This window comes from Legionella sp. km535, from assembly GCF_003990085.1.
Taxonomy (GTDB): Bacteria; Pseudomonadota; Gammaproteobacteria; order Legionellales; family Legionellaceae; genus Legionella; species Legionella moravica.
On sequence record NZ_RZGU01000027.1, the window covers coordinates 45,821 to 54,534 of the forward strand.

Here is an 8,714-nt window from a genome sequence, read left to right on the forward strand (position 1 = left end):
GGATCCAGGGGCGGATTCAACTCGACAACGCACTAACTTTTTTGTGCAACCCAAACGGTTGCTTCACCGCATTCTGGATCTCTTATTTTATGTACTAATACTTTAAAATTATTATCAATAAGGAGTTGTTGATATTCTTCAGTTGAAAGCGATGCGTGGTAAAGCTCATGTCCTCCATTGTCACTCCAAACCTCTCCATATTCTGGTCCCGATGTAAAAATGAGTAAACCATTTTGATGGACATAAGACGCCAGTAATTTTAATGTCCTGCGTTGATCATCATGGGATAAGTGAAAAAAACTATGCCAAGCAATTACTGCATGAAATTGTTCATTTAAATCTAAAGTGCGCATATCCGCCAACAGCCATTTTCCCTTTGGAAATCTTTGTTTACATCGCTCAATCATCCGTTTACTGGCATCAATACCCGTCACTATATAACCTGCATTAATTAAAAACTGTGCTAAAGGCTCTCCCGTCCCACAACCAACATCTAAAATTTTGCTGTTAAGTGAAAGATGCTTTTGAATTAAATTTAAATAGGATTTCTCCATTTTCAAATCTTTAGTGCGAGCATTGTCAAACCAATCAATAAGATCATCATAAACCTGATAAACATGCTCTTTATTTCTATTTGTCATTTAAACTCCAGTTGTTAAGTTAAATCCAAATCAAATTAAACAGAGTTTCTGAACTATTTAAATACTTAAAGAATTTGTTAAGCGCGATCTGCAATGCCGCTACATTTTCATATCTTACAATAGTGGATGGTTCTTTAAACAAGGATTTATTGATCAATTTTAACGATTGATCCATTTCTATACCTGTAGCTGCCATTGAGAAAAAGAAGTGTGACTATATCAATTTTTTCTCAACACGGTAAAGTTGTGTACTTAAAACCTCTTGGATTCAGTTGGAGTTGCATTTCTAACACTTCATTTTAATCAGATGGGTATTTGCTCCGCACATGACAAAAAACCTGTCTTGCCCGCGCAGGCGGGCAACCATTCATCAAAATAAACCGATGCACAAGAGCCAGTGGGGATTATTTGTCTCCACGTTTAAGCTCTCTTACAACTCACTGATACACTGCATATCACCTCCTTTGGGCGTTCGAGATGATATGATTTTTGGTGTATGTCAATGAGTTATCTCAACTTAGTGAAGTGCCAAATGCCAAATAGTTGCCCGCCTGCGCGGGCAAGACAGTTTGTTTATGATGTACTGAGGTCATGTGTTTATAAACCAGATTTTTGTAATAAACCGTTATTTTGCCAAAATAATTTTAGCCAAGACAAATAAAGATAACCCACTACACACCGTATTTTATACGGATAACATGGCTGACTACTTCCGGTACAATATTGATTCAATTAGTCGAATTTAAAGGTGCTGTTTATGTACTCCAGATCGGAATTACAGAAAGAGTTATCAGCCACTCATTTATTAGAAATAATTAAAATTAAATTTCAGGATTTTAGGATGGAATCCCAAAACCAAATGAAAGATGAATACACACCAAGCCCTTCAAGAGCATGGACCTATTATCCTTTTGCCCATAGTAAGTTTTGTAAAAAGATTTATCTAGAAACAAAAAAAATTTTTGATGATCATCAAAATGACTTATCTCCTGCAGATAAAATGGTTGTTTTAGAGAATTATATCCAGCTGTGGAAGGATATAAATGGTCACCTCGATATTCAAGACACGGATTTTTCCGAGCGGTATAAAGACACTAGATTTTTTAAAAATAGAGCTCCTTATGATCCCCGAGTTCCAATGTTTGCAGGATTTAATTTGAAAAATATTGCTTTTAGAAATTTTTTTGGAAGCGATATGATATTTCCCTCAGTTAATTTTGAGAATGCTGATTTTACTCAAACTCAGTTACCTTACACGAGTTTTAATGATTGTAATTTTACAGGTAGTAAAGTAGAAAAGGCGAATTTCAATCAAAATTCATATGTAAGATGCAATTTTGAGAGCGTTGATTTTTCAAATGCACATCTGTGTGAAGTAAGATTTGAACAATGTATTATGTACGAAGCCAAATATAATAAAAATGCTAAGTTATGGATCAATAAATGTTTTAAAGATAATCTTTTAACAGCGATTCGTGACGGAAAACTCACCGAGGCAATGCGATTAGTAGAAACATTCCCAGATTTAGTACATTCAAAAGATGTTGTAGGAAATACTCCCTTGCATTTAGCAGTAATTAAGGGACAGGTTGAAGTAATTGAGTTTTTATTAAACAATGGGGCAAGAATAGATGCCGTTAATGATGCGGGAGCGAATCCATTTTGTGGATCTTTGCTGTGTGTTCCACCTTTTTATGATCACTATTCATTAGAAACCTTTGAGCGAATCGTGAAACTGTTCATTAAAGCTGGGGTTGATTTAAATGAAACCGCTCATATTTCTAAAAGTTACTTAGGTAATTTAGCATTCTCTGGAGCCTTGGAAGCCTGTAAAATTCTAGTAGCAAATGGTGCTTATATTAATATCCAGGATCAGTTTGGCTATACTCCTTTGCATATTGCTTCATGTGGCGTTAAAAAAGGTTATTTTGAAAAAGAGCAAGAAGAGGTTGCTAAATGGCTTGTTAGTATCGGTGCCAATAAAAATATTAAAACCAATAATGGTGAAACAGCTCTAGACTTTGCTGAGAAATTTGAACATAGAGGCATTGTTGATTTATTAAGACCTAATCCCCCCTATCCATTCTTCTTGCACTATCTAAAAGTAAAACCCAAACAACTTACTCCCGAAAAGGTAGCTAATGCTTTATGGTTATCCGATAAAGATGCTAAAACTACCAAAATATCTAAATCAGAATTTCGATTATGGGCTAGTAAACAAGAGCTGCACTTTAATCCAGACGATGTAGAAAAATGCCTATCAACCTATGTGATGAAAAGATAGTTATAAATAGATTAGGGTTTCGACGTCCCGCGACTTGTTCGCGGGATCTAATTCAATCTTTATAGGCGCGATATATTCTTGTTTTGCGCAAGATCTATCGATTCCGCGAACAAGTCGCGGAAAGTTGACTTGAAAATAATGAAATGTCAACAGCCTCTAATTTTCCTGTAGGGTTTTACCATGAAGTCACGAACTGAAAAACACTCTTTAGTCCAACTCAACAATGAGCACATTTTGAGTTCGGATGTCAACTATGTAGGGGCTGTCGATAGCTACATTAACCATGGTAAAAAAGTGGGAACTGCTGTTATACGTTCGGACAAACGGCAGGATTTCTTTGCCCGCCACCCTCATGTTCACCAGCTCTTGCAACGAGAACAAACCAATCCACTTTTGGAAGAAGGCAAATACTGGGATGAACGAGCCAGAGATCGTCTGGGTGAGTACTACCTTACTTACGAAGCTTTAACTCTTCTCATTGAAGCCTAACAAATTCGCCAACATCAATCGTCTTCATCGGGTCTTCCTTACAATGCCAAAAGAATTTTTGTCATAAAAAACAATACAGTTCATCTGAAGACTGTTTTAGAACAGTTGGTGTTGCAAGATCAGGAAGATGCCAAGCTAATCTACATTACCGGCATCCATGCCGTGGCATGTTATATCAGAAACGAACGGGGACATTTAAAATGTGTGTTGGTGGATTCCGAAGGTGGAGATACTGATCTTGCGCTTTATATCTTAACGGGGTTGCAAAAACAGTTCCCAAGGATCACCTTTTATATCAGTACCACCCGATTACAAAAAGATTATTACAGTTGTACAACCTTTGCCTTCAAAGCGTTATTGTATTTTGTTAAACACGGTAGTGAAGTTTTTCCCTGGCTGGAACAAAAAGAATTCAAACAATGTAAAAAGGACCCTCGCATAGTTCACCTTTCCTCATCGGACCTGATGCCCGTCCTATTCAAAATGACGCAGGATTTTTCAGTATTGTCGGACAGTGCGTTTGCCTCTTTGGCCAGTCATAAACGACAAACCTCATTGCGCGACTATATCAATCAGCACCTTTTAGAACTCCATGGAAAACAAGTTAATAGTGCCGCCTTGGTGAAAAAATACAAATGCTTTTCTCTATTGGAGCGATATATAACCCGAATTATAGGGCACGATCACATTAACCCCGAACCAGGAACCGATCTTCCTTCGCCACTGTTTCATCGCCATCGGTTATACTCATCCCTAACAGGGCGTATTTCCTCATCCATCAAACTGGAACAATCGCTCATCGATGCCTGTCAGGATATTGTCAACTTTCTTGAAAATAAAGCAGCGCCCGAGCCCTCTCCTGCCCTGCAAAAAACTCTGAATGAAATTCAAAAAAAATTCCCCAGTTTTGTGCAAGACTATCAAAAGCTATTTCCTCATAATGTTTTTTATACCTCATATTTGGAATCAAACTATAAGGATTTAACAAGGCTAAGAAAATTACTCTATATTGCAGCGCTTTTTGAAACGAATGATAGTGCTCATATCAAGATCTACAAACAATTTGCTAAAAAATTAACAAAACTGTTCACCAGCGCCGACCAGGCCGTTATGTATTTAAGGAAATACAGCACACCAACCTCCCGCCAGCCAATACATGATGCTTGCCTGTTTCGAATTCCTATTGCTGGAGATGGTGCATGGGACAATGGTTATTGGGCGCAACTGGTGATGGATTTTGGTGAACAGGCTCTAAAATATTTGCCATGGGCTGCCCGACTGGACAGACTACGCAAAGAGCAGGCTAATATCCTGGAACGCCATGCTTTCGTCACCCCGCTAGAGCAATTTGATTATCTGATGCAGCACTACACCTATCCTCGAAGCCACGAAAATCCGGTACTGGCAGAGTTGTGTCGAACGCATATGCTTCCAGAGCAAGAGTTCAATCGTTGTCTGGAACTCTCTCAATACAACAAGCCTTTTGATCTGCTCCCTGATGTATTCATTCGAGGCGAAGAACTGGGAGCGTTCCTGAGAGGATATTATTTAAGAAAATTACCGGCCGGAGATGAGATCGGATATTTACTCGGCGAATACACTGCCTGTTGTCAAACACTGGGAAAACAAGGCGAGTCCTGCGCCATTCATGGGATGCATTCTTTGATGAGTGGTTTTTACGTCATCTATAACCAGCAACACCAGATTGTGGCACAATTTTGGGCGTGGATTGGAACTTGCGGTGAGCTGGTATTGGATTCTTTTGAACGCAGCCATTCTAATAAAAACTTTTTATGCAAACCCTTTGCAACCGCACTGGCTGAGCGATGTGTTCAACAAGGATTTAGCAAGGTATTAATTGGCTATGGCAACACCCCTAAAATGGATGTCAGTCCATGCCTGCATCCAGCAAAAGCATATGACCCATGCTCCTACAGTGATGCTTCTATGTGTCAGTTTATAATCCTGGAAGCGGATTATCACCCCGAATTGAAGCTATTTCAGGCCTACACAAGTCACAATGGTTTGTCTTTTGCAAAATTTGAGCATTTGTTTACCCCTGTTTTTTTTGAAACTATATTTGCAAAAGGTTTGATTGAATTGGTTGAACACAACCGGCTGACCTTTGACGAATTATTCAAGCTCATCTGTTTTTGCTACAGAGGCATTTATGATTTTTTACATGATCCACATTCTGATAATGAAGTCCTTCTCAAACTGCTTTTCGAGAAATTTGGCCTGTCCATGGCACCGTTGCTCATGCTTAAAAATAAAGCGCAAGAGGCATTAATTGATGTGATCATAAAACGCGAAGACATGGATTTACTGACGATTGCCATTGAAGTGACCCAGAAAACAAACGCTACTCCACTGATATCATCTTCATTGAATGCTCCCTTATACCGTATAGCGCACAGTGCTGCAAAATATAATTCAATCCGTACATTACAAGTCCTGCATGAACGGTATTTTGATGTACTATCCTGGGATGAATACATCACTTTGCCTGACTACAATGGATTAACTGTATTAAGTCAGGCGGCGGTTTCTGAACAACATACATTGGTGCAAGCCATAATTAGCCAGGTTACCGACAATCGACGATTGCATGAGTTACTAAAAAAAGAACATGGAACTATTACCAGAGTTCAAGATTTTACAGAAACACCAGCTCGTATCCGGTACGAAGGCTACCGATGCGCTATACTGCATTATCTGGCTGCAAAAAACGATATCGAGACATTTAAACTTATTGAAAGCCGGATTGACAGTCAGGCGCTTTGTGAGTTGCTCGACCAAAAAGCCCAAATTCCCAACTGGCATGAGAATTTATGGTCACTACCGGTTTCGGTGTATGCATGGATAAGGCAATCCTTTGATTTTGCACATTATATAATGACGAATTATTATCCAAAACCAAATTTGAGTAATTTATTAGTGTCCAGATCTTCCTCTGATAACAAAAAAAACATCCTCGGTTTGGTTATTGCTAATAATAACCAGGAACAATGGAATTTTTTACGTAGTGTGCATGTGGATGAGGCTCATTGGATTGACACCTTGCTGAAAGACATAAGAGGATATGAAGTAAGCTGGGATAATCCCCTTGGCGAGATGATGCGAACTGGCTCTCTGGATTGTGCTTACGCCGTCCTTCATAATATCCAAAACTTTGAGTGTTTTCATCGCATCATGGCCCATAAAAATGCAGCCTTACTTGTATTCCTGCAACTTGCTGAACCCCATTACGGGAAAAAACCATTTATTGATTTAGTATCCTTAATTCTGCAGCGCTATTCAGAACATCCAGAGTCCCTTTCCGAGGTATTTGATTTGAAAATCTCAGCTATTGTTCTCAAGCAGCGCAACCTGAATTTGTTTGAACAATTGCTTACTCTGATCAGTCAGGATCCTGCTCTGTTCGTGAAATGGATCAAACAGGAATACTTTGAAAATGTGCTTCATTATATTTTTGCAGAATTTGAAGATAAGACTGGCAAAAAACCTGATTTTATCCAGGACATGGTCCCCTTTGTTGATGCTCTATTTCAGCGTTGTACCCCAGAGCACATCAAAACGCTTCTTTCACTCTGGTCAAGTATGTGTACCTGGGAATCTACTTTCTCATCCATAACTATTCCTTTATTCGATTACATCCTGAAAACGGTTAAAAACATCGACGACAGTCAGTATCTCAAGACATGGTTTTCATTGGAAAACCCAGCACTGCATTCGCTTTTTAAAAATAAGCAAGAGTCCTTCGCCCTAACCGATTGTTTGTTGGAATGTTATATCGAACACCATGGCGCAGAACAAGTCGCAGACTACTTTATGAAAAATGAGATAAAATTTCTTTGGGATTTTGTTTCGAGATATCACAATATCAGATTGTTACAGTATTTATACCCATTAACCAAATCCGATACTCGTTTATATGCAAGCCTACTGACGATCCTTCTTAACGAAAATTGGCAAATATCTCCGGCTGCAACCTGGCTTATGGAACAACCGGAAATTACCGCAAATCATCTGTTTAAATACATCAATCACTTTAATGAGCATCAGCCAAATGCCAGCGCTTATGTTCATCTCTACGTCATTACCCATTTATGGAATATTGGAGTACGCAAGGGGATGAGTCATGAATTGGCCATTACAACCATGCAAAGACACTTTATCGAGGTACTTCAAAAGCTCTTGCTGTGCCTGAGTAATCCTGCCTGGCAAAATCCAATCGATTTGAACTACATTAAAACCTTTAAAATTCTTTTTTACTCCTGGCTAGATCATTTAGCTGTAGATAAGAAGAGTGTGTTTGAGTTAGTCAGTACACCAGGGCCAGATGGGAACAATGCATTTTTTTCTCTGTGCAGCAGTAACAGAATTGACTTGGTGAAGATCGTATTACTACGTTGCCAGCCTGAACAACGAACAAGGCTTCTTGACATGGTTCAGGCTCAGGCTTCTGAAAAGGAACAGGCCATCCTGCCAGAACTTACGAATTTGGTTCAACATTATCAGCGTCTGGATGAAATGCTGGCACTGAGAAAGAACGAGATACCGAGGATTTCAGGTACTTCACTGACTTTTTTTTCCGCGCCTCCAAACTCTGTTGCGGAACGACTTGATCCCGAACAATGGATTCGCTATGACGCGGATGGTGAGCTGAATATTATCTCACCCGAAGAAATTGACCATCTTACAAGAACATTCAGAGGATAAGAAACTGGAGATAGTTGTTGATTGGTGAAATAAAACAGAACCCTGTTATTCATATAATTACAAAATCCTCTGCGTTGGATAAAGGACATAGTCCAGGATTTTTTATTCGGTGTAAATAAGTCGTCATTGCGAGCGTTAGCGAAGCAATCCATTACGGCAGGTTAGCGAAATTCGATCTGGATTGCTTCGCTAACACTTCATATTAATCTGATGGGTATTTGCTTTACACATGACAAAAAACCTGTCTTGCCCGCGCAGGCGGGCAACCATTCATCAATATAAACCGATTCAAAAGAGCCCGAGGGGATTATTTGTCTCCACCTTTAAGCTTTCTTTCAACTCACTGATACACTGCATATCACCTCCTTTGGACGTTCGAGATGAAGTGATTTTTGGTGTATGTCAACGTGTTATCTCAATTTAGTGAAGTGCCAAATGCCAAATAGTTGCCCGCCTGCGCGGGCTGATATATCCCCTCAAATTTGCTAAAAATAATTGCAGTAAAATTGAAGTCGTGATCTAATTTCCCCCAACAAATTTGTTTGGGGAAAATGATGGAGCCTATCGATTTACTACAT

Annotated in this window: 4 protein-coding genes; 3 read left to right on the top strand and 1 reads right to left on the bottom strand. The window is 39.1% G+C overall.

Annotation, left to right across the window (positions count from 1 at the left end; all coding sequences use genetic code 11):
- Positions 1–32: 32 nt before the first annotated feature.
- Positions 33–641 carry a class I SAM-dependent methyltransferase gene (locus ELY21_RS13820; RefSeq protein ID WP_127110389.1) on the bottom strand — a complete coding sequence of 203 codons (609 nt, stop codon included), beginning with the start codon at positions 639–641 and terminating at the stop codon, positions 33–35.
- Between the two features lie 757 nt (positions 642–1,398).
- Between ELY21_RS13820 and ELY21_RS13825 the strand changes: the two genes are divergently transcribed.
- The 3 genes from ELY21_RS13825 (at position 1,399) to ELY21_RS13835 (ending at position 8,136) form a co-directional block, all read left to right on the top strand.
- Positions 1,399–2,925 (top strand): ankyrin repeat domain-containing protein, encoded by a 1,527-nt coding sequence (locus tag ELY21_RS13825; RefSeq protein WP_127110391.1) that lies wholly within the window; start codon positions 1,399–1,401, stop codon positions 2,923–2,925.
- A gap of 180 nt (positions 2,926–3,105) precedes the next feature.
- Positions 3,106–3,414: a hypothetical protein gene (locus ELY21_RS13830; RefSeq protein WP_127110393.1), complete on the top strand. Its 309-nt coding sequence runs from the start codon at positions 3,106–3,108 to the stop codon at positions 3,412–3,414.
- A 108-nt stretch (positions 3,415–3,522) separates the two neighbouring features.
- The gene (locus tag ELY21_RS13835) at positions 3,523–8,136 is read left to right on the top strand and encodes a hypothetical protein (protein ID WP_127110395.1); all 4,614 of its coding nucleotides are present in this window, start codon (positions 3,523–3,525) and stop codon (positions 8,134–8,136) included.
- The last annotated feature ends 578 nt before the right edge of the window (positions 8,137–8,714 follow it).